The sequence below is a fragment of the Streptomyces subrutilus genome (genome assembly GCF_001746425.1).
Lineage (GTDB): Bacteria > Actinomycetota > Actinomycetes > Streptomycetales > Streptomycetaceae > Streptomyces > Streptomyces subrutilus_A.
The window spans coordinates 41427-60435 of sequence record NZ_CM007203.1; the positions used below are offsets into that span (position 1 = coordinate 41427).

The window sequence follows — 19009 nt, forward strand, 5'->3', positions numbered from 1 at the left end:
GGTTGGGCGGCGGTGCGCCCTGCGCCTGTACCGGGCGGGCCGGTAGGGGGGGGCGGGGCGCACCACCCGCCGGGTGGCGGGCGGTGCGGGGCGGCTTACAGCCCGGCGGCGAGGCGGTCCTGCTCCAGCCAGGCGGAGAACAGCTCTTCATCGATCTCGCCCAGGCGGGCGGCGGCGTAGGCGGAGGAGCGGTCTACGGCGATCACGTTGTGGATTTCGGCGCCCTCGATGGCGCGCATCTCCACGTGCATGTCGTTGACGACGTCGTCGTAGGTGGTGTCGGCGGGGGTGAGGGTGAGGCGGTGGACCTTGGCGGCCGGGGTGCCCGCGTCGGTGGTGATGGCGAGGAAGTGCAGGAGCTGGGGCTTCTTTTCGAGCGATACAGACACGGGGTGTTCCTTCGGTTTGGGCGGTACCCCCGGTTGCTCTCCGGGGGTGTCGGCTGGGCTTCCTTGCCGACACCCAGAACATTACAGCATGGAGAGTGACTGACAAGGGGTTGCGATGAACTTCCCTCGTAATGGCAGGTCAAGGCGCTAGGGCGGATCCATTCAAACCCCATGCTGTACTTTTTCGAGGGGGGCGGGTAAGTTCTGCATCACGCCGAACGGCCGCCCGGGGAGAGCAACCCCGGGGCACACCCCAAACGAAGGACACCGCCATGCGCTTCCTGCGCTCCGTACGTACCCGCTACGCCCTGCTGGCCGCCGGAACCGCCCTGGTGGTGGGATCGCTCGCCGGAGTCGCTCACGACGCCGTGGGCCGCGCTGAGGCGTCCGAGGCCGCTCTGGTCGAAGCGTTCAACGACGGGTTCGTCGACGGCCGCGCAGACGGCATGGGCGACGACAACCGCGACGGCGTCGTCGACGAGGACGAGTCCGGCTGGGACTGCCGGACCATGGGCAACCGCGTGTGCGGTGCGGACGTCCCGCCGGAGTGCACCGGCGCCGGGGACGCGCTCCCCCTGTGCGTGACGGTAGCGGCCCGGCCGGCCTACACCTGGACCGCTGCCAACGGCCAGCGCGTGGACGTCGCCGACGGTCGGACGGAGATCCGCAACCTGCCGGAGAAGCCGGGCACCGAGGACTTCGCCGCCGTGATCACCGCCCTTGACGCCGAGTGGAACGCCGCCCACTGACCCACACCGCCACCGGGCCGGGGCGCTGCGCCGCCCCGGCCCGTACGGAAGGACTTCCATGCCGCACGCCACCCAAACCCTCACGCTTCCCGGCAGCACCGACCGGTTCATCGTGACCGCCCGCCCGGACGGCGCGGCCGCCCAGGGACACCAGCCGCTCCCCGAGGGCATGACCACGGCCCACATCGTCCCCGCCCTGGCGGGCGACGTGCAGCCTGGGGACGTCGTCCTGGGGGAGTTCGAGGCCGGCCCCGGCATACGCACCACGGTCTACCTCTGCACTCCGTACATCGCCGACCCCCACCAGCTCCACCAGTGCCCGTGTGACGACTGCGAGGAGTGCGAGGAGTACGCGGGCCTGGCCTACCCCGAGGGGTACGTCTGCCTGCGGCTGTCCGACACCTACGAGTCGTGCGTGATCCTCTCCCGCGCGGCGCCGCTCGCCGTTGTTCGTCACGCCGTCGCCGCGCAGTTTCCGCCGCCCGCCGATCCCGAGGTGGACCGGTTCGTCATCGATGGCCCCGGCCCGCTTCACGGCCCGTACGAGGGCCTGCGGGCCCCGCGTACCTGGGGCCCGTGGGACAAGGTCAGCATCAGCCAGGAGGTGGCCGAACAGCTCGCCCAGGACCTGAACGCCGACGGCGCGGGCAGCGGCCTGACGGCGGAGTGGAAAGCGGACTGGCTGGTGATCAGCTGGACTGCCTACTACCAGGGCATGCTCAGTGCGGACCGGCGGTACGGCGCGGCTGGCCGTGAGGTTGTCGAGCCGGACGCGGACGGCCGGTACCGCATCGGCCGTCTGTGGCGCTGGGCGCTGCACGAGGAGCCGTCCGCCTGACCCGCCCCGGGGGCGCAGCACTCGCCCGTGCTGCGCCCCGCCGCCCCTTCAACGCCAGACAGGAGCCTGCCGTGTCTCTCCCCCGTAACCCTCAGCCGTCCGCCCGTCTCGCTGCCGACGACGGGCCCGACTGGTCCGCGATGCAGCGCGCCGACTTCGACCCGGACGCGCCCTTGGCCCTGGTGGAGGCGCGGTCCGTGGCCCGCCCTGTGCCGGCCGTACCGGACGCGTGCGGTACGGAAGCCCTGTTCGGGGACGAGCCCGCCCCGAAGCGGCCCACCCGGCATGCGCAGCCGGCCCAGGCCCCCGGGTACGAGACCGACGCCCTGTTCTAGCTGGCAGTTGGTTACAGCTAGGCATGCCTGACCCGACGCACTCAGGCGGCCCGCCGGGGTCGAATCCGGGTTGCTAGATGGGAGTTCTGATCTTTTTCAGCTGACCCCCTTCCGCCATTCACTCTCCATGCTGTAATGTTTTCCATGTCGGCAGGGAAACCCGCCGAACCCCCGGAGAGCAACCGGGGACACCACCCGAACCGAAGGAACCCGCCATGGCTTCTGTCGCCGCCCGCACCGCACTGTCCGTCCTCCGCGACCGCATCCGCGCCAACCGCGCCGCCGCCCGTGAGCAGCGCGCCGCCGCCATCGCCGCCCGCCGCATCCGTACCGGCCCCCGCTCCCTCACCACCCACGTGATCGCCACCGGTGCCGCCCCCGACGTCATCCAGGGCGCCACCAACGCCCTGCGGACGCAGGCCAAGAAGGCAGGCATCCAGGGCCGCGCCGCCCGCATCCGCCGCACCTTCGGCGGCCGGATGCGCCACGCCGTCACCGTCTACCGCTACACCGCCGAGCAGGTCGCCGCGATCGTCGCGAACTACAAGCCGCGCAAGGCGGAGTACAAGGCCATCCGCGCCGCGCTCCTCGCCGCCTGACCTAGCCACCACCGGGGGCGCACACTGCGCCCCCGGCCCCGGCCCCCACACCCCAGACGGAGAGACGCCATGACCACCAGCACGCCCCTGCCCAACGCCCTGCACGCCGCCTCCCGCGCCCGGGCCATCGCCGAGATCGCCCGCCGCCGTGCCCTGCTCCAGCACCCCGCCGGGGACGCGCTGACCACGATCGCCGAACTCCTCGACGACGTGGCCCAGGAGTTCGAGGCGTTCACCCCCGACGAACTCGACGGCATGACCCTCATCAGCTCCGTGCCGTTCGACGCGTCGTTCCTCCTCTCCATCGCGGAGGACGTCGTGGCCAAGAACCCGGCGACCGGCTTCCCGGCCCACTTCGGCCAGTACGTCATCTCCGCCGTGTTCGGCACCCTCGAACTCCCCGCCCCGCTCCACCCCGTCAGTGCCCAGCTCGCGGCCCAGGAGGCCAACCTGCGCGCCGGTCTCCAGCTGCTCCACGAACGGCACCTGACGGGCGCCGGGGAGCAGCAGGGAGCCGCGCTCTACCTGGAAGCCGCGTTCAAGCTCCACATGAAGTGGACCCGGCTCGCCGCCGAAGTGGCCGTCGACAACGCCCGGTCCTGCAACCGCCCCACGTAGCCACCCCCGCCGGGCGGGGCGACACAAGCCCGCCCCGCCCGGCCCACTCCCCGGCGAGAGCAACGCCGGACCCCACCCAAGCGAAGGAACCCGCACACCATGAGCCACCCCGCCCAGGGCCCCGAGACTCCGTTCTCCATCGCCAACATCGCGCGCACCGCCGCCCTCACCCTCGGAGAGTCCTGGTCGTCCGTGCCCGGTGTGTTCGGCGTGAGCGGCACCGTCCACGCACCCGATGGGCGCTGCTATCTCGTGGAGGTCGGCGACACCAGCAACATGAGCCGCCCGAGCCTCTGCGTCTGGCACGACGACGACCAGCGTGTCCTGGACGCGGCATCGGAGGAGGACGGACTGGTCCACCTCGCCGACACCGTCGCCGTCACGATCCGGCTGATGCACTACGCGGACAGCCCCGCCCCGTGGAACGCCGGGCACCACCTGCGCGCGGTACTCGCAGCGCACGGCCGCACCGCCCGCACCGAGGCCCACAGGGACGGGGCGTACATCGTGCTGGCCGGGCACGACGGTCAGTTCGTCACTATCAGCGGGTCGACCTGGCCGGGCGACGAGAACTGCCACGACTACGCCCCCACCGACCACGACGGTTGGACCGCCGTACTGCGCGACGCGGACGGCACCCAGACCCGCGTCATCTATCAGTCTCCCGAGGGCCTGAACCACGACTTCGCGGAGGACACCGCACTCCTGGCGGCCGTCGTCCTGCCGCTCACCCCCGCCCAGGCCCCGTAACCCGCGCCGTGCCGGGCGGGCGACACAAGCCCGCCCGGCGCGCTCCACTCCCCGGCGCAGAGCAAACGCCGGCACAACCCCGAACCGAAGGAACCCCATGCCCAGCAAGACCGTCACCAGCCCGTACGCGCCTCACCCCGGCACCGAGTACCCGTTCTCCATCGGCGACATCGCGTTCGCCACAGCTCGCGCCCTGGGGGATGCCTTCACCGGGGACTCCGGATGCTGGGGGGTCACCGGCCAGGTGCACGGCGCGGGTGACCGCTGGACGATCAGCGTCGACTACGAGGGCGACCTGTGCCTCACCCCGGAGCACGGGACCGACCCGATCCACTACTTCCCTGACCTCACCGCCGGGGACGGCCTGGACGAGATCGCCGCCGCCGTCGCTGAGGCGATCCGCGTCGACATCGTGCGCATGGCCACCCACCCCCTGAAGAGCGCTGACGACAACTGACCCCGCGATGGGGCCGCGCCCACCCACCTGCGCGGCCCCATCGACGAGGTCCACGTCGAGCTCGACCCCTGTTGAACGTGGCGCGTGTGCCACCTTCCCTATCTAGTCCCCATGCTGTAATATTTTGGGTGTTGGTGGAGAGCGACCGCCAACCATCCCAAACCGAAGGAAGAATCATGGTTGCCATGCGCGCCTGGACCGTCACCGAAACCGTCCCCTGTCCCACCTGCAAGGCCACTGAGGGCGCCCCCTGCAACCTCGTGAAGAACACCGTTAAGGTCGCCCGGAAGTACCACCAGGCGCGCTCCCGTGCCGCCGGACTGGACTTCTGGGTCCCGACGCCCGCGCACCACCTGACCGACGAGACCGTCACCGAGGCGCCCGCCCAGCAGGCGGGCACCACCACGGCCGTCGAGGACCCGCACCCCGCCGACACCACGGCCACCGTGCTGGGTTCCCTCCCCGCCGAGGCTGACCAGCCCGTGGTCCGCGCCGCCCTCACCGTCTTGGACGGCGCCCCGCTCGCCGAGGTCGGGCGCACCATCACCCCCGACACCACCGGCTGGTACGTCCGCCCTGACGGCTTGACCGACCCCACCGGCCGCCGGGTCACGGTCCGCTACGTCACCCGGGGAAGCCTTCGCCCCCGCACCCCCGAGACAGGCCGCCGTCTGCGGAATCAGGCCATACGCCGCTTCACACGCGCCGGATGGACGGTCATCCCCGCCCCGCCCACCATCCTCCTGGTCCAGGCCCCCGAGGATCGGCCGACCACCGACACCACGGTGTCCACCCTCGTCTGAGCACACCTACAAGCCCGGGGCCTGGCCACCACGCCACGCCCCGGGCCAATGGCGGCGCGCCCGCGCGTCTCTGGGGCGCGACGTAAACATCACCCGCGTGACCACCTTGCCCGGCCGGAGAGCAACCGACCGGACCCCCGAACGGGAGGAACCCCGCATGATCACTGCCCCCACACCTGCCCCGGCTGTGCCGGCTGTAGCCGACGCCCTGGCCGCACTGCTCCCCGCCCGCCGCAACCGGCCGTGGACGACCGCCCCCGCCGAGCACGCGATGAGGCACGGCGCCCCCTGCGTCCGGCTCACGGACGGCGTGCGTGCCCTGCTGGTCGTGGAGCCGGACGACACCCGGCTGGAGGTGTACGTCGAACGCCCCGACGACTATGCGTCCCACGCGGACATCGTCGCCGACGCCGTCGACCCGGCGGGCGCGGCCCCGCACATCGCGGGGCGCCTGCTGCGCTGGGTCCTCCCCGAACTCGACCGCGCCACCAGCGCGGCCATCGCGCGGGCGGACGGCGGCTTCCACAAGGTCCACCAGCACCGCGCGCAGGACATGACCGAGCTGGGCTACGCGCTCATCGATGCTGGCGCGCACCCGGAGGTGGCGGACGGTTACTGCGGCCCGGGCCTGGTCTGGTCAGCCGCGCAGGGCGGTACGTGGGGTGTGCGCACCGTGCACGGGACCGTGGTGGCCGACTACGTGGGCCCTCTGGGCGGTCTGCACGGCGTTCTGCCGCTCGTGCTTCCCCCGGCGGACGGGCACGTCCCGACGGACACGGGGAGCGTGTTCACGCGGCACCTGACGGACCGGTACCCGCAGCTCTCCCCGGTCACCGCGCACGAAGTCTCGCTCAACGGCTATCAGGAGCCGGGCGGGTACGTGGCCCTGCCGAATCACGCCGTATCCCCGGACTGCGCCGACGACCAGACGCAGGTGGTCGCCGAGTTCAGCCATCTGGGCGCGGACCTGCTGCTCACCGCCGTCCCCCACCTGATCTGACCCCACGCCCCACCGTCGCGTCCCGGCCCTCTCCGGGGCGCGGCCCCTTCCTGGAAGGCCCTGTCATGACCTTGAGCTCCCTCACCGTGCCCGCGCCGACCGCCGGCGGTCCGGCTGGCGTCAGCCCGCTCGTGCGACCCCTCGCCGAAGGGCTGGCTGCGGCACTGCCCGCGCGCGGCGGGAATCCGTGGACCGTCCAGCCGTACCGTGCTTGGTGGACGATCGAACCGGCCGTCCGTCTCGTACAGGGCTTGCGTGCTTTGGTCGTCGTCGCCGACGGGCCGTGGGATACCGAAGTCGCCTGGCAGCTTCCCGGCCGTGAGCCGACCGGCCCGGATCTGCGTGTCGGGAGCCACGAGGCGGCCCGGATTGCCCGCGGAGTGCTGCGCCTGGTGCTGCCCGTCCTCGACGACGAGGCAGCGACCCGTTCCCGCCCGGGCGCCCCTCTGGTGATGGGGCGGCTCGATGCGCTGAACGAGATCGGGACGGCGATACGCGGCCGCGGCCTGGCCACGCACAACCACGTGGGCCTGCACGCGAACAGCTCCGTTCTGGCCTGGGGCACTCCCTCCGGTCTCCGCTACGCCGTGACGATGCACGGCAGCAACCCCGTGTGCGACCTGTCGGTCACAGGCCCGGTCCGTGCGGTGGAGCGGGTGCTCCCCGGGTTCCTGCCGTTGCCGTCGTCGCGGACGCCCCGGCACCCGATGCGGCACATCAAGGGGCGGCTCGCGCGCCGCCTCGCTGCGCACCTGGTGCACTTCACCGGCGTCGACCAGCTTGACGACGAGGGCCTCGCCATCGGTACGGCCACGGGCCCGTACGGGTACGTCTCGCCGGCGCTGGACCCGGTGGCCCGCGTCCGCGACAGCACCCCGGCGGCTGTGGAGCTGCACGCCGTTGGGGTGGACCTGCTGCTGTCGCTCGCCGCCGAACTGACCCGCTGACCCCCTGGCTGCGGGGCGGGCCCGCAGCTCCGTCATCAGCTTGTACGGCCTGGCCGAGGTCTACGACCTCACCATGTGACCCCGGACCTCACGGCCCGGCCCCTGGCGGGAGCCGGGCCGTGAGTGCATCCTGCGGTCACAGTGCCGGGGTCGGCTCACCCCCGCAGTGGCGGCATGCCTTCCTAGGGAGCGCGACGGCTTCGGCCCTGGTCATCTCCAGGACGGGGTGGATCTTCCGTCCGAGCCGCTCGTTCTTCGCGCGGGTCGCCAGGAACCCGGGGCCACAGTCGGGCCGATGGTACGTACGGCCTTTGGCAGTCGTGATGACGATGTCGCTCACGCCTTCTCCTCACTGGTCCATGAGCCGGCGCCGACTCCGGCTTGGCCGTCGCAGTCGAGCACAGGAGCCGTGGCGAGCGCTACGCCCCCCTACCGCGCGCGTTCGACGGCCGCCGTACCCGTAGGGCGCGCCACAAGCACCGGGCACGGCTCATAGTCCGCCGGTCATAACCCCGACCGGAAGGGACACCCCATGAGTCCCCAGTCCCGCATCACCCGACTCGACGCCCTGGTTCTCATCCTCGCCGTGCTCCTGGTGGGCCTGCTCACCTGCCTGGCGACCCTGGCTGGCCAGATCGGCCGGATCAGTGAGTGCGATACGCCAGCCCCGCGCCCGAGTGTGAGCAGCACCCCCCCCCCCACCCCCACCCCGGCATCGCCCAGCCCGGCCGTGCCGACGCCGCAGCCGACCCGGCCGCCGACCATGCCGTCCAGCACCCCGACCGCCGGCGGTGAACTGGCCGACGACGCGGGCGGCGTATGACCGGGACGCAGACGGAAGCGCACTACGCCGACTAGCCCGCGGCCGCGCCCGGGGCGGGGGACTCCCCCCGCCCCGGGCGCGGCTCTGTTTGTCAGTGGCCGGTGGAACGCTGGGCTCATGACCGAGATGTCCGAACCGGGCGGCGCGCCGTGACTGCCGTCGTGACCGCCGCGAACGCTCTCCCCCCGGGAGAGCTCGCCGAACAGCTCCGCGGCCCCATACGGGCCGTCCTGGCGACTCGTATGGCAGAGATCCGGGCCAGCCTGCCCGCGCTTCCGGCGCGCCGGTACGAGTGGTGGCGCTCCCTGGATGCCGACCAGGCGCGTCGCGCCGCCCTCCTGGACCGCCTGGAAGCGCTGCACGCGCACTTGGGCGGCCAGCCCGCCCTCGGTTGTGACCCGGCGGACCCGCTGCCCGCCGCGGCGTTGGAAGCCGCCGAGGGAACCGGCGATGGGGAACTCGACGGCTTGATTGCCACCTACCGCGCGACGGCCTGCCGCTAGCGTTCGCGGCCAGACACCCCAGCCAGACCGTGAGGGCCAGACCGGCTACGGCAGTGCGTCCCATGACGGCTCCAGGCCCACGCTGAACACCTGCTGCCACGGCCGGTACGCGGGGTGCACCGCCTCAATACGCAGGCGCACCAGAGCAACCCCGGTCTGGTACCAGTCATCCGTCCGCATCCACGAGGGGCGCAGGGTCGGCTCCATCGCCAGTACCAGCCTTCCGCCGAGCTCCAGGTCGCGATGTGTGGCTGTCCGCCCGTCGGAAGACGCGCCGCTGACCCCGGGCCGCAGCCGGTACGGGCCCCACACGGTCTGAGCGATTTCCTCCGCCGAAGGCGGGACCCCGGTAGCGGACGAGGTCCGGTGCACACCGTCATCGCGGACGAACACACGGACCTCGGTCAGACGCTCCAGAGTCGACGGCCCATCCCACGTAATTGTCAGCGAGGCAACGGGGCTGCCTGGATTCTGCCGGACGAGATGGACGTCGAATTTGGGCGTGAACTCGTGGTGCAACCGGTCTCGCTCGATCTGCGCGGCCGCCGCCGCCGTTAGGGCCGCCTGGTCCGCTGTGTCCCGGGCCTGCGCGGCAACCTTCCATGCCCCGGCCGCCGTAACCACGCTGCCAGCCGCCGCCACCGCGCTCAACCACTCCGCCGCGCCCACCGCGTCCCCCTGCCCTCGAACCAGAGCGGCCAGCGTACGGCTGCCGTGACCGGAATCACCGTGAACGGCCCCCATTCCGCCGGACGTAAAGATCACCACGCCGGCAGCGTGCGGCGTTCGCCCGCGCCGCGTCTTGTGGCCCCTTGCGTACGGCCCCGCGGCCGCGAGCGGAAGGAGTTCACGATGCAGCCACACGTCATGAAGGCCCTCCAGGACTGGCGCGCCGCCTGGACCGTTCACGAGCGAGCCGCCCAGGACGCCATGGGGGCCGCCTTCCCCGCCCTCAATCCCACCGTCGCGCCCACCGGATGCTGCGACGTTCAGATGCGGTGGGAGAGCCCCGGGGAGGGATCGGGCACCGCGTGCCTCGATGACCACGGCCGGGCCACCATCCAGTTCGAGGACGTCCCGAAGGAAGCCGTAGGGCAGGCGCTGGCCAAGGTGTTCGGCCCCGGCTGGTTCGAGGAAGGCTCGGGCGGTCTCGCAGAAGCCCAGCCCGGTAAGTACTGCTGGGAGGACGACTCGACCTACGCCGAGTACGAGATCGACATCGGCAAGGACGGGCTCGCCGCGGTCGCCATCTCCTACGTGAAGATCGAGGACATCGTGACCATCCTCGACGCGCTGGAGACCGCGCTGAACGAGGGCCGCCCGATCTGATCCACCCGCCGGGGCTTCCCCCGCGGGGCCCCGGCTCCACCCCGGACGGCATCGGCCGCCTGGAAGGAGCTCCTCCTTGCTCACCAGCGCCCTCGAGCGCACCCCCGCCCCCCTGATCCCCCACAACCCCCGTATCGGCTCCCTGTGCAGCGGCTACGGGGGCCTGGACCTCGCCGTGCAGGACGTCGTGGGCGGCACCGTCGTCTGGCACTGCCAATACGACCCGGAGGACGCCGCGCAGCACGCCGCGGGCATCCTCGGCCACCACTGGCCGACCGTCCCCAACCACGGCGACATCACCGCAGTGGACTGGCAGGCCGTCGAACCCGTCGACGTCCTCACGGCCGGTTTCCCGTGCACCGACGTCAGCCTCGCCGGACGCCTCGCCGGCATCACCCCCGGCACCCGCTCCGGAATCTGGGCGCACGTCGCCCTGGCCATCTCCGTCCTCAACCCCCGATTGGTGGTGATCGAGAATGTCCGCGGTCTCCTCTCCGCATCAGCCGCTCGCAGCATGGGACCCGATCGAAGGCCAGTGGACCCGCAGCAGCGATCCGGGACTCTTCGAGGTCTCGGTGCCGTACTCGGAGATTTGGCCACCCTCGGGTTCGATGCGGAGTGGGTCGTGCACCGCGCCGCGGACGCCGGAGCCCCACACCGCCGCGAGAGGGTCTTCATCATCGCCTGGCCACAGGCGGCGTAACCCTGCAGCGCCCGGCATCAGCTACCCGCGCGCGGCCGCCGTACGCCGCGGCGGCCGCCCCGCCGTCCGCCAGCACCCGGTACCGGCCGCGCCGGCGGTCGAATGCCCCTCGGCGCTGCCGCTCCTCAAGACGCCGACGGCGCAGCTCGCTGTGAACGGGGGCAGCCAGCACCCCGACAAGCGGCGCGAGGGCGGGCACGGGCCGACGCTCGCCGATGAGGTCGAGCACCTGCTGCCCGGGGCCGTCCACTACAGCGAGCCGTCCCCGTCCAGCCCGGCCCTGGCCGCGGCCCTCGAGGGCCAGCTGCCCGCGCTGCTCCCCGTCCCGGAGCGCAGCGTGTGCAGTCCGCGGCCGCCGCTCCCCGGCGAGGCGGTGTGGGGGCCGTACGCTCCCGTGATCGCCCGGTGGGAGCGGGTCCTGGGTCGGGCCGCTCCGCCGGCGACGGACACCCGCGGGCGGCTCTCCACCCGGTTCGTGGAGTGGATGATGGGCCTGCGCCCGGGCTGGATCACCGCCGTACCGGGCCTGTCCCGCTCGGCGCAGCTCAAGGCGTTGGGCAACGGCGTCGTCCCGGCGCAGGCCGCGACCGCGCTACGCCTGCTCCTGACCCGCACCGGCCGGACCTGATCACCTGCAGGTGACGTGACGTACCCCGTAGCGGGCCCGCGTCACGTCGCCTGCAGCTCCACACCGCGCGACGGTAACCACCCCCGTCTCTACGGTGCCCAGCCATGAACCTCGCTCCCGCCGCCCCGTACCGGACCCGCTTCGCACAGATCGCGGTCCGCGCCCGCCACATCGTCGACTCCAACCTGGTTCCGTCCACGGCCGCCGTCCCGGACTGGCCCACCCGACTTGTCGAGCTCGAACAGCTGTGGAGCACTCCCCCGCCGCTGCGCCGCAAACGCCTTGCCGAGATGGGCGACGACGCGCTGTGCGACGTCCTGGTCCTCGCCTACCTACGCGCCGGAACCCCGTACGCCTTGTGGGCGGACACCCCCAGCGGCTTCGCCGAGGACGTCATCGGAACGCCTTCGTGGTCTCGGAAGCGAGCCATCCTGGACGCCACCGTGCAGAACCCCCAGGTCGCCGCTCCGATCTGCTTCGGCGCGGGCAAAACGGAAATCGCCGTGACGCTCGCGATCTGGCACATCGCGGTGCACCGCCCCGGTGATGCGTTCGCGGGTGTCGCCTGCCCGGACCCGCAGGCCGCCTCCGACATCGTGGTGCACCTGGCGCAGCTCGCCGGCCGGGCCGAGCTCCCCGGCTCAGCCTCCGCCAGCTACCGCGGGTGGAGCGACGTGAGCGGAGGGCAGCCGATGCTGCTCGCCGCGGCGATGTGCGCGTATCCCGAGGAAGGCGGGCAGTACGCCTTTGCCGAGGTACGCAGCCCCCACCTGCTGGTGGTGGCCGCCGACGCGGGCCAGCACCAGCCCCTGCAGGGCGCGGCCATCGACTACATCGTCCCGGGCTCGGGCCGCCTAGGCTCGAGCCGCCTGGTCGCCGTCGGAACGCCTTCGCAGCTGCCCGGCAGCTGGTTCGAGGACCTGGCCGGGCGCCCGGGCACGCACACCGTCCGCATGGCCGTCGCCGACCTGCCCCCGGCCACGAAGGAGTTCACCGGCGAATGCACGGACTGCCCGCCCTCGCACGAACAGCACTCCTGGGGGGCCCACGTGGCCGACCCGGGGTGGGCCGAGCGGGCAATCGCCCGGTACGGCCCCGCGCACCCGTACGTCACCAGCCACGTTCACGCCCAGTTCCCCACGGCCGGCCAGCAGGCGACGTAACCACCACGGTGAGGCCATCTTCCCGAGCCATGACGAAGAGCAATGCACGCATCAGGTCCTGGGGGCCCTTCCGCCTCGTTACTTCCACCACGGGAACGTGGGCTGGAGTCACGCTGGGGGTGTGGTCCCTGCAGGCCCGGTTCCTGCCCGGCGCCTTGGAGGCGCGATGGGTGTCCGTTCGGTGGGTGGCAACGGACAAGGGCCCGGCCCGGGGCGACGCGTCCTGGCTGTCCCGGGATACCTGGCGCAGCATGGCGTCGGGCACGGGCTTGGCCCGGCTGTCGCACTGCCTGGGCCTGGACCCGACTTGGCAGGGGTTCGCGCTACGGCTGCCAAGGTTCGACGGCACCTTGACCTGGCGGAGCATCCGAAGGGAACGCGAGGAGCGCGCGCACGACGCCGCCCCCTGCGCGGCATGCGGCATGTAGGAGCGCGGGGCCGGAACGAGCGGACGACGTAAGGCACGGCGGTCGTCCACAGTCCCCGTCTTCGCCCAGCGCGCGCACCAGGGCCGCGACCCAGCCGCCCGACGAGCTGGGCAGAACGGAGACTCGCCGCCGTGGCCCGACGCCGCACCAGCCCCACCGAGGTTGTCCGCACGATCGTCTACGACCGGGACGGCGGCGCCTGCGCGCGCTGCGGGTCCACGCACAACCTGACGATCCACCACCGCGTGAACCGCGGCATGGGCGGCGCCCGGGAGGCGTGGATCAACCAGGCACACAACCTCCTGACCGTCTGCACCGTGTGCAACGGCTGGTTCGAGGACAACCCGAAGGAGGCCTACGCGGCCGGATGGAAGGTCCGCCGGCCGGAGCTCCCGAGTGAGGTGGAGGTCCTGTACCCGGACGGCGTCCTGTACCGCCTGGATCCGGACGGCGCCCGTCGCACGACTGCGGCGGTGGGGCGGTGAGGAGCAGAGCCCGATTCTTCGACTGCGGACGCTGGAGCGCCGGGACGTGGCAGCTGCGAGCGCCGGTGTCGATCTTGATGCTGGGGTTCGTGACTCACGGCCCCGCGCAGCATCCGAGGCGCTGCGGTCTTGAGCTGTGCATCGGCCGCCGTGGGTTCGCGGTGTTCCGGTTCCCGAAGCGGGACTACAAGTCGGCGACGTACCCGGCAGGATGCGCCGACTGCCCGGCCTGCGGCCCCGCCGCCGATCCCACGCCGCCCTCGGTACCAGCTGGGCCCGGACGGTACCCGCCGAGTGATTGTGGAGGCCGCCCGATGAAGGAATGGAAGTCGTACCGAATCACGTGGTACGGGGCCGCTCGATGGCCCAACGGGTGGATCGTGATCGGCGCGGTCTGCACGGTGCTGATCGCGCTCGGCTTCCCGGCCGCCGCCGTCGTGTTCTGCGTGAACCACTTCCTGTCCGAACTGTCGGTGCTCCGTCCCCGGTACCTCAACGTGGGCCGCTGGCGTGTTGTGGTGCGTCCGATGGCACCGTCCTTCCCCTGGGTTGCGGCCGTCCGTAACGCTGACACTCAGAAGGTGGTTGGGATCCAGCTGATCTACGGCCAGACCACCGTGGCGGTCTACGCCTTCAGCCGGAAGGACTGGGCAGACCACAAGGCCCAAGGGGGCCGGGGATGACGGAACGGATGACGGTTCGTACGCAGGTCCGCCGGCCCCGCGGGCTGTGCCTGGGGCCGCTGTGGCTGTGGGCCTGGCGGATCCCCGGTGCCCCAAAGGTCGGCTACGGGAGGATCGCGGTGACGGACACCCCGACCGGGCCGGTAGGCGGGAAGCGCGTGGCGGTGGACGGCCAGGGGTGGACGGTGGTCGTCGGCGGAGTCGCGTTCGCAGTGCTCTACCGGAGGGCGGTGCCCCTCCGCAGCACGCCCCTGTGACAGCCCACTCTCCTTGCTGTAGCATTTCGGCGTTGTTCGGCATTGGGGTTGCCCCAGCCTTTCGCCTTGGCGCGCCGCGCGCCAGAGCTACAAGGGAGACCCACCACCATGCCCAGCGTCAGCGGCTCGCACCACAAGCTCGAGGTACCGGACTACCCCCGCCTCCGTAAGGAAGCGGAAGACGCCGTGAAGGACGAGCTCGGCCGCATGGCCCGCCCGGATGACCGCGTCGAACGGGCCGCCGAGGTCATCCGGCAGGCCGACCTCGAGATCGCCGCGCACGTCGATGACCGCAACAAGTTTGCGGCCTCCCTGTGGTTCTACGAACGCACTCGCGGACTGCCCAAGGTTATGGGCCTGACCACGAACGCCTACCGGCAGGCTTTGTACAGGGCGCTCTACGGCATCGACCCACGTAGTCGTAAAGACACCGACCCGTTCCCCGCTGAGCTTCCAGCCTCTCAGGGTGCGCAGGCGGAGGAGAGCTTGGACAAGATCGCAGCGAGGGCGGGCATTCCGCACTTTGACCCTGCCTATGCCGGCGAACGCCTGCCGGAGTTGTCCCGCATCGTCGCCGAGGCGGCTGCCCGCCGGAAAGTGGCCCTGGAGTTCTTGCAGGACGGGGCGCTGGCGCTCTCTGAGGAGCCGTACGGCTGGGACGGGTACCGCATCGCCGAGCACGCCGGCGTCTCGGTCAAGCTGGTGTGGAAGCACTGGGCTGTGGCCCGCAAGCGCCGCGGGCACTGACCTGCAACAACGATGTACCTGTCGGCCCCGATCCCCCGGGGCCCAATGTTTGGGCCCCGGGGCCGATTACCGGGGCCCAAAAACCCGGCGCCAGGAAACCCGGGCCCCAGAGACCCGGGCGCCGGTCCTCCGGGTTCCGGCGGACTGGGCGCCCTTAGTAACAACATCACGTACCACCAATAAGTAGTTCCGGTGCCCTCGCTGCCGCTCGGGCACCGGCGGGCTTCGAGATGCCAGGGGCACCTGAACGACTCCGCTCCCGGACGGCGGATGGGGCGGGTGTCACAGATTTCGGCCGCCGACGTTCCTCTCAGCGTGACGACGAACATGCCCTTCGCCCCGCAGGCCTTGGCCCGGCACTACTACGAGGCCCGGCGGGAAGTCCTGGCGCTGGCCGGGATCACCGCCACGCCCTGGTACCAGCTCAGCGCCGACGAACGCGCCATTGCCGATGCCGAAGGGCAGATCGTGCAAGAAGCGTTCCGGCGGGCCGCCGAGGAGCAGCAGGCCATCGACGCGCTGCCCCACCGCTCCGCCACCGCGGCGGCCGAGGGCGCTGAGCGGCCGCCTCTCCCCGTCAGGAAGCGGCCCGCCGGCGCGGCCGCGGCGTAGGTGTAACAAAATCTGGCCGCCGACGTACTACTAGTGCGATGCGCCGCACGAGCCCACGGCCACTCCCCAGGTCCGGTTTGGAGGCCGCCGCGCATCGCACCCCAGGCCGGGGTGACGGCCCGCCCCCGCCCCCCGGGTAAGCGGCCTCACCCCGGCACCTACTTCCGCCTCGAGCATGTCTTCGTCACACGAGCGCTCGGGCCGGGAGCCCGCGGTCTGGCCGGGGAGTCTGGGCATGGACGCCCGGCCAGCCCGCGACACAAGCCCCGCCCGGACCGCACCGTCCGCTCATGCCGTCCGTACAGCCTGGCCCCTCCTCGCCCCGCCTGGTCCCTCCCGCGTCGAAGCTGCGCCACGCCCGGCCCGGCATCGTGTCCCGGGACGCGGGGAACGTCGCCGACATCCTGCTGCGCCTTCCCCCGGCCACCCGCCGGGACGCCTTCAAGAACCAGATCACCGCCCGGGAACGGCCCCACGTCATGACGGAGGTCGAGCGGGCCACCGGCTCCCTCTACGGCCTGTGGCGCGACACCCCCAGCGGCTTCGTGGAAGACGTCTTGGGCGAGTCGATGTGGAGCAAGCAGCGCAGGGTCCTGGACGCCCTCGTCGACCACAAGCGCACCGCGGTCCCGGCCGGATTCGGCGTCGGGAAAACCCACCTGGCCGCCCGTGCCGCGGTGTGGTTCGTCAACGTCTACCCGGTCGGCACCGCGCTCTGCATCACCACCGCGACCCGCTTCCGGCAGGTGCAGCGACAGCTGTGGCCGCACATCCGCAAGGTCGTCCCCCGAGCCGGGCTCCCCGGCCAGTGCGACACCGTCCAGTACAAGATGCCCGACGCGTACGGCAACGACTTCGTCGCGGCGTACGGGTTCTCCGCGCCGGCCAACGACGAGGCCGCCATGCAGGGCATCCACATGTCCCACCTGCTGCTCATCGTCGACGAGGCCGGCGGCATCGCGCCCATGATCGGGCACGGCACCAACAACTTGCTGACCGGCGGCCACGCCGCGATGCTCGCCATCGGCAACCCGGCGATGGACGACCCGGCCTCCTGGTTCGAGGAGCTGTGCCTCGAGGGCGAAGACCCCGACGAGCAGACCACCATCACCCTGCCGATCTCCTCCCTCGACTCCCCCGCGATCACGGGGGAGCGGGTCCCCTACTGCAACGACTGCCCCGCCGGCGTCGCGCGGCACTCCCTGGCCCAGCACATGCCCGACCAGGACTGGGTGGACCGCACCATCCGCTCCTACGGCGAGGACCACCCGTACGTCATCGCGAAGGTCTACGCGAAGTTCCCCAAGGGCGGCGGAGGCCTCGCCATCCCGCCGACCTGGGTCGAGGACGCCCGCGACCAGGACGACCCGACCGGCCCGGGCTGGCATCGCCTGTGCGACCTCGGCCTGGAAGGCGAGAACGCCGAGCACACCGTCCGTGAAGGGGCCTGGGTCCGCCTCGGCGTGGACGTCGCCGCCGATGGAGGCGATGAGTTCACGATCTACCGCTGCGTCGGCGACGCGGTGGAGTTCCGGCACGCCTCCGCCGGCGCCGACAACGACAACCAGGTCACCGTCGCCGAAAAGGTCCTCGAGGAGATCCACGCCGCGCAGCGCCTCGCCGACGCCCTCAGCTCCCCGCACAAGGTCCGGGTCAAGGTCGACAAGAACGGCATCGGGCACGGCGTCGTGGGGATGCTGGAGCGCTGGGCCGACAACGGCCGCCACCAGGCGCAGATCGTCGGGGTCATGGTCTCCGAGTCCCCCTCCCAGGACGACCCGGGCGCTGTGATGCGGCCCTGGACGAAACGCGACGAGATGTGGCTGGCCACCAGAAGCCTTCTGCAGCCCGACCCGTCCACCGGCCGCGGCCGCCTGCGGCTCCTCGTCGACCGGAAGGCCGCCACCCAGCTCTCCACGCCCAAGCAGCAGTTCAACACCGGCGGATACACCAAGATCGAGTCGAAAAAGTCGATGACGTCCCGCGGCATGAAGTCCCCCGACCGGGCAGAAGCGATCCTGCTGGCCCTGTACGAACCGGAACCTTTGGTGCAACCCCGCCGTCGAGGGCTCCTGAATTGACGGTTGGACTACACCTATCGGTTCCAAAGGAGGCACACTCTTTACCCATGGGTACGACAGTCCGCCTGAGGCAGGAAGGCGCCGACCGCGCGCTCCCGCCTCTTTCGCCGGCCATCACGCAGCTGAACAGGCTCGTCGAGCTGTTCCGAGCGATGAATGCGTTCAACCCGGACACCGTTTCGGAGGCCCGGCTGAAACAGCTCGAATGGGTCGCCGGGGAGCTGGCTATCGCGGTCCCGATGGGTCTCAGCGAGACCGCCGGCGAGTCCCTCAAAGACCTCCTGGCGCCCGAAGCGGTCAAGGCGTACCTGTCCCTGGGGCGCGGCGGTCATCTGCGCACCATGGCGACCGTCGATACCGACCTCACCAGCGTCGACGCCTCCGAACGCATCCGTATCTACTGCCTGGAAACCTTCGCCCGGCACGCCAAGGTCCCCTTCGAGACCCCCTCCCTGCCCGGCTGGGCGCTCCGTCCCACCGTCTCCGCCCGGTTCCGCGACGTCATCTCACAGCACCTGCAGCTGGAGGCCGGGAAGTGGCCCGAGGTCGACCGGCCCGACGCCATCGTGCGCGGCCTGGCCATGTGGGGCGTCATGTGCGACACCCTGCCGCGCCTCGGCGAGCTCGAGTCGATGCGTCTCCAAGACCTCACCCTCACCGAGGAATCCCTTTCCCTCGCTATCACCCGACAACCGCAGGGCGGTCTACGCGGGAAGATCGCCGAGCCGGAGATCGCGCAGCTCAGCGAGGAGACCGCCTGGCTCCTGTCCCAGTGGCTGGAGCGCCGCGCGGGCCTGGTCCGGCAGCTCCAAGGCGGTGCACCCACCCACCTGTGGCTGTCCACCCCGCCCCACCCGGACGCCGGACTCCCGATCAAGCGCCGCGGCATCAGCAAGTGGTACTGGAAGGTCGCGAACGCCGTGCAGATCGAGCAGGACGCCGCCGGCGTTCCGGAAGCCGACCTCGTACCGACCCGGTGGGAGACGATGCGCCGTACCCTCCTCGCCGAGCGCCAGGGCGCAGAAGCCGACAGCCGCTGACCAGCCAGATTCCCCAGGGGCAGGGCGGGCGCAGCCAAGCCG

27 protein-coding genes are annotated in these 19009 nt (G+C 71.6%); 24 read left to right on the forward strand and 3 right to left on the reverse strand.

The annotated features are described in order from the left end of the window. Positions 1 to 95: 95 nt before the first annotated feature. The gene (locus BGK67_RS00220) at positions 96 to 389 is read right to left on the reverse strand and encodes a hypothetical protein (RefSeq protein WP_069917929.1); all 294 of its coding nucleotides are present in this window, start codon (positions 387 to 389) and stop codon (positions 96 to 98) included. 272 nt (positions 390 to 661) lie between these two features. Between BGK67_RS00220 and BGK67_RS00225 the strand changes: the two genes are divergently transcribed. The 10 genes from BGK67_RS00225 (at position 662) to BGK67_RS00270 (ending at position 7485) form a co-directional block, all read left to right on the forward strand. Then, positions 662 to 1138 (forward strand): hypothetical protein, encoded by a 477-nt coding sequence (locus BGK67_RS00225; RefSeq protein WP_069917930.1) that lies wholly within the window; start codon positions 662 to 664, stop codon positions 1136 to 1138. 58 nt (positions 1139 to 1196) lie between these two features. Beyond that, the gene (locus tag BGK67_RS00230; protein ID WP_069917931.1) at positions 1197 to 1976 is read left to right on the forward strand and encodes a hypothetical protein; all 780 of its coding nucleotides are present in this window, start codon (positions 1197 to 1199) and stop codon (positions 1974 to 1976) included. Positions 1977 to 2047: 71 nt separating this feature from the next. Then, entirely contained in the window at positions 2048 to 2311 is a 264-nt protein-coding gene (locus BGK67_RS00235) for a hypothetical protein (protein WP_244291066.1), read from the forward strand. A gap of 215 nt (positions 2312 to 2526) precedes the next feature. After that, the gene (locus BGK67_RS38155) at positions 2527 to 2910 is read left to right on the forward strand and encodes a hypothetical protein (protein ID WP_069917932.1); all 384 of its coding nucleotides are present in this window, start codon (positions 2527 to 2529) and stop codon (positions 2908 to 2910) included. 69 nt (positions 2911 to 2979) lie between these two features. Continuing rightward, the gene (locus BGK67_RS00245; RefSeq protein WP_069917933.1) at positions 2980 to 3528 is read left to right on the forward strand and encodes a hypothetical protein; all 549 of its coding nucleotides are present in this window, start codon (positions 2980 to 2982) and stop codon (positions 3526 to 3528) included. A gap of 99 nt (positions 3529 to 3627) precedes the next feature. Continuing rightward, positions 3628 to 4278, forward strand: coding sequence for a hypothetical protein (locus tag BGK67_RS00250; protein ID WP_069917934.1), 651 nt, complete (start codon positions 3628 to 3630; stop codon positions 4276 to 4278). A 97-nt stretch (positions 4279 to 4375) separates the two neighbouring features. After that, a complete protein-coding gene (locus BGK67_RS00255; protein WP_069917935.1) occupies positions 4376 to 4735 on the forward strand; it encodes a hypothetical protein in 360 nt (119 codons plus the stop codon). A 176-nt stretch (positions 4736 to 4911) separates the two neighbouring features. After that, on the forward strand, positions 4912 to 5538 hold the full coding sequence (locus BGK67_RS00260) for a zinc finger domain-containing protein (protein ID WP_141753945.1): 627 nt from the start codon (positions 4912 to 4914) through the stop codon (positions 5536 to 5538). Positions 5539 to 5695: 157 nt separating this feature from the next. After that, positions 5696 to 6538: a hypothetical protein gene (locus BGK67_RS00265; RefSeq protein WP_141753946.1), complete on the forward strand. Its 843-nt coding sequence runs from the start codon at positions 5696 to 5698 to the stop codon at positions 6536 to 6538. Between the two features lie 65 nt (positions 6539 to 6603). Next, complete coding sequence (locus BGK67_RS00270) at positions 6604 to 7485, forward strand: hypothetical protein (protein WP_069917938.1); 882 nt, start codon at positions 6604 to 6606, stop codon at positions 7483 to 7485. Positions 7486 to 7621: 136 nt separating this feature from the next. Here the strand turns inward: BGK67_RS00270 and BGK67_RS00275 are convergent, their stop codons facing one another. Continuing rightward, on the reverse strand, positions 7622 to 7825 hold the full coding sequence (locus BGK67_RS00275) for a hypothetical protein (protein WP_069917939.1): 204 nt from the start codon (positions 7823 to 7825) through the stop codon (positions 7622 to 7624). Positions 7826 to 8017: 192 nt separating this feature from the next. Here BGK67_RS00275 and BGK67_RS39350 point away from each other — a divergent pair, with 192 nt between their 5' ends. Together BGK67_RS39350 and BGK67_RS00285 are read left to right on the forward strand one after the other, a co-directional pair. Further along, the gene (locus BGK67_RS39350; protein ID WP_069917940.1) at positions 8018 to 8308 is read left to right on the forward strand and encodes a hypothetical protein; all 291 of its coding nucleotides are present in this window, start codon (positions 8018 to 8020) and stop codon (positions 8306 to 8308) included. Between the two features lie 242 nt (positions 8309 to 8550). After that, positions 8551 to 8811 (forward strand): hypothetical protein, encoded by a 261-nt coding sequence (locus BGK67_RS00285; protein ID WP_141753947.1) that lies wholly within the window; start codon positions 8551 to 8553, stop codon positions 8809 to 8811. A gap of 45 nt (positions 8812 to 8856) precedes the next feature. Here BGK67_RS00285 and BGK67_RS00290 read toward each other — a convergent pair whose 3' ends face one another. After that, positions 8857 to 9579 (reverse strand): hypothetical protein, encoded by a 723-nt coding sequence (locus tag BGK67_RS00290; protein WP_141753948.1) that lies wholly within the window; start codon positions 9577 to 9579, stop codon positions 8857 to 8859. A gap of 84 nt (positions 9580 to 9663) precedes the next feature. On the opposite strand from BGK67_RS00290, the gene BGK67_RS00295 reads away from it, so the two are divergent. From BGK67_RS00295 to BGK67_RS00350, 12 genes are all read left to right on the forward strand, one after another. After that, the gene (locus tag BGK67_RS00295; protein WP_141753949.1) at positions 9664 to 10140 is read left to right on the forward strand and encodes a hypothetical protein; all 477 of its coding nucleotides are present in this window, start codon (positions 9664 to 9666) and stop codon (positions 10138 to 10140) included. A gap of 76 nt (positions 10141 to 10216) precedes the next feature. Continuing rightward, positions 10217 to 10843, forward strand: a complete 627-nt coding sequence (locus BGK67_RS38540; protein WP_244291067.1) for a DNA cytosine methyltransferase — start codon at positions 10217 to 10219, stop codon at positions 10841 to 10843. Positions 10844 to 10994: 151 nt separating this feature from the next. After that, positions 10995 to 11471, forward strand: coding sequence for a DNA (cytosine-5-)-methyltransferase (locus BGK67_RS38545; protein WP_244291068.1), 477 nt, complete (start codon positions 10995 to 10997; stop codon positions 11469 to 11471). A gap of 104 nt (positions 11472 to 11575) precedes the next feature. Beyond that, entirely contained in the window at positions 11576 to 12634 is a 1059-nt protein-coding gene (locus tag BGK67_RS00310; protein WP_069917943.1) for a hypothetical protein, read from the forward strand. Positions 12635 to 12819: 185 nt separating this feature from the next. Then, the gene (locus tag BGK67_RS00315) at positions 12820 to 13062 is read left to right on the forward strand and encodes a hypothetical protein (protein ID WP_141753950.1); all 243 of its coding nucleotides are present in this window, start codon (positions 12820 to 12822) and stop codon (positions 13060 to 13062) included. Positions 13063 to 13193: 131 nt separating this feature from the next. Then, positions 13194 to 13547, forward strand: coding sequence for an HNH endonuclease (locus tag BGK67_RS00320; RefSeq protein WP_069917945.1), 354 nt, complete (start codon positions 13194 to 13196; stop codon positions 13545 to 13547). A gap of 314 nt (positions 13548 to 13861) precedes the next feature. Then, positions 13862 to 14230 (forward strand): hypothetical protein, encoded by a 369-nt coding sequence (locus tag BGK67_RS00325; protein WP_069917946.1) that lies wholly within the window; start codon positions 13862 to 13864, stop codon positions 14228 to 14230. Positions 14231 to 14238: 8 nt separating this feature from the next. Continuing rightward, the gene (locus tag BGK67_RS00330; protein ID WP_167739504.1) at positions 14239 to 14487 is read left to right on the forward strand and encodes a hypothetical protein; all 249 of its coding nucleotides are present in this window, start codon (positions 14239 to 14241) and stop codon (positions 14485 to 14487) included. Between the two features lie 108 nt (positions 14488 to 14595). Continuing rightward, a complete protein-coding gene (locus BGK67_RS00335) occupies positions 14596 to 15234 on the forward strand; it encodes a hypothetical protein (RefSeq protein WP_069917948.1) in 639 nt (212 codons plus the stop codon). Positions 15235 to 15549: 315 nt separating this feature from the next. Next, positions 15550 to 15846 (forward strand): hypothetical protein, encoded by a 297-nt coding sequence (locus BGK67_RS00340; RefSeq protein WP_141753951.1) that lies wholly within the window; start codon positions 15550 to 15552, stop codon positions 15844 to 15846. A 290-nt stretch (positions 15847 to 16136) separates the two neighbouring features. Further along, a complete protein-coding gene (locus BGK67_RS00345; RefSeq protein ID WP_069917950.1) occupies positions 16137 to 17927 on the forward strand; it encodes a hypothetical protein in 1791 nt (596 codons plus the stop codon). Between the two features lie 47 nt (positions 17928 to 17974). Next, positions 17975 to 18967 carry a hypothetical protein gene (locus tag BGK67_RS00350; protein ID WP_069917951.1) on the forward strand — a complete coding sequence of 331 codons (993 nt, stop codon included), beginning with the start codon at positions 17975 to 17977 and terminating at the stop codon, positions 18965 to 18967. The last annotated feature ends 42 nt before the right edge of the window (positions 18968 to 19009 follow it).